Genomic DNA, 2,047 nt, shown 5'->3' with positions numbered 1-2,047 from the left:
CAGCGGCGGTGGATTTCCGGGCGTCGTCCTGGCCTGCGCCATGGCGGAGACACCGGGCGCGCGTGTCCATCTCGTCGAGCGAATCGCCAAGAAGGCGGCGTTCCTGCGCGAAGCGATTCGCATCACCTCATCTCCGGGAGTCGTACATCTCGCTGAGATCGGGGATAATGTGGATAGAATCACCGGCCCCGTCGATTGCGTCACCGCGCGTGCGCTGGCTCCGCTACATCAACTCATCGGCTTTGCGGAGCCGCTGATGCGCCAGGGCGCAAAGGCGCTATTTCCGAAGGGTCAAGATGTAGAGGCTGAATTGACCGAGGCCGCTAAATATTGGAATATTCAGCCGCAGCTCCACCAAAGCCGCACGGGTGACGGCTGGATCGTGGAGCTCGATGCCGCCGAACGGCGCAGCTGAGACGTTCAGGGGCGAATGGGGAATTGCGATGAGCGTGATTGACGAGCCGCAGCAAGAGCAGACCGCCCAGGAACAGGCTGTGGTCCCGCAGGGCCATCCGCGCATCCTCGCGCTGGCGAATCAAAAGGGCGGTGTGGGAAAAACAACCACAGCGATCAACCTCGGCACGGCACTCGCTGCGATTGGCGAGCGCGTTCTGATCGTCGATCTCGATCCGCAGGGCAACGCCTCGACCGGCCTCGGCATCGATCGCCGCAACCGCTCCTGTTCGACCTACGACGTGCTGATCGGCGAATCGAGCTTGCGCGAAGCCGTGGTCTCGACCGCGGTGCCGCGGCTGCACATCGCGCCCTCGACCATGGACCTCTCCGGCCTCGAGCTCGAGCTCGGCACCACGCCCGGCCGCGCTTTCAAGCTGCGCGATGCGATCGGCGCGCTCAACAACAACGTCTCGCCGGATGCCGACTACACCTATGTGCTGATCGACTGCCCGCCCTCGCTCAACCTCCTGACGGTGAACGCGATGGCGGCGTCCGACGCGATCCTGGTGCCGCTCCAGTGCGAGTTCTTCGCGCTCGAAGGTCTGTCGCAATTGCTCCAGACGGTGGAGCAGGTGCGCTCGACGCTCAATCCGAACCTGTCGATCCACGGCATCGTCCTGACCATGTTCGACTCGCGCAACAACCTCTCGAACCAGGTCGTCGCCGACGTCCGCCAGTTCATGGGCGAGAAGGTCTACAAGACCATGATCCCGCGCAACGTGCGCATCTCGGAAGCGCCGTCCTACGGCAAGCCGGTGCTGGTCTACGATCTCAAATGCGTCGGCAGCGAAGCCTATCTGCGACTCGCCACCGAAGTGATCCAGCGCGAGCGCGAGCTGCGCACGACGCATTGATTCAACATCGGCCCGTAGGGTGGGTTAGCCGAAGGCGCAACCCACCAATTCTGCCGCCTCGAACAAACCAAGGGTGGGTTACGCTTCGCTAACCCACCCTACGATTCGAAATTCAGTTCTGGAGTGCTGCACCGTGAATCCAAGGGAGCTGGCGATGGCCGACGAAGCGCGTTCGCGACTGGGCCGGGGTCTTGCAAGTCTGATCGGTGACGTCGGCGGCGAGGCTCAGCACGTCGATCGTCCGCGCGCGCAGCGCAAGGTGCCGATCGAATTCATCAAGCCCAATCCGCGCAACCCGCGCCGCGCATTTTCGGAAACGGAGCTCAAGGAGCTCAGCGATTCGATCAGGCAGCACGGCGTGATCCAGCCGATCGTGGTGCGTCCGGTGAAGGGTGCGCAGGATCGCTTTGAGATCATCGCCGGCGAACGGCGCTGGCGCGCGTCGCAAATGGCCGGCCTGCACGAAGTGCCGATCGTGCCGGTCGACATCAGCGACAGCGACGCGCTGGAGTTCGCGATCGTCGAGAACGTGCAGCGCGAAGACCTCAACCCGATGGAAGAGGCGCTGGGCTATCACGCGCTCGCCAACGAGTTCAAACGCAGCCAGGACGACATCGCAAAGGTCGTCGGCAAGAGCCGCAGCCACATCGCCAACATGATGCGGCTGACGAAACTGCCGGCCGAAGTGCAGGCCTTGATCACGAGCGGCGAGCTGACCGCCGGCCACGCCCGGGCGC

General features: G+C 63.8%; 3 protein-coding genes. All 3 read left to right on the top strand.

The genetic code is table 11. From position 1 onward, the window contains the following. A partial coding sequence (locus AC1D00_RS38455) for a 16S rRNA (guanine(527)-N(7))-methyltransferase RsmG (RefSeq protein ID WP_477014271.1) occupies positions 1-415 on the top strand: 415 nt, incomplete at its 5' end. A gap of 28 nt (positions 416-443) precedes the next feature. After that, positions 444-1,310, top strand: coding sequence for a ParA family protein (locus AC1D00_RS38450; protein ID WP_027543795.1), 867 nt, complete (start codon positions 444-446; stop codon positions 1,308-1,310). A 154-nt stretch (positions 1,311-1,464) separates the two neighbouring features. Then, on the top strand, positions 1,465-2,047 hold a 583-nt coding region (locus tag AC1D00_RS38445; RefSeq protein ID WP_477014270.1), incomplete at its 3' end, for a ParB/RepB/Spo0J family partition protein.

The sequence above is a fragment of the Bradyrhizobium sp. P2_E8 genome (assembly GCF_056403875.1).
This window is presented reverse-complemented; position numbering and strand designations above follow the sequence as displayed.

Bases quoted from the DNA above. Each gene is read 5' to 3' on its own strand.
- AC1D00_RS38450 (WP_027543795.1), top strand. From the start codon at position 444: ATGAGCGTGATTGACGAGCCGCAGCAAGAGCAGACCGCCCAGGAACAG.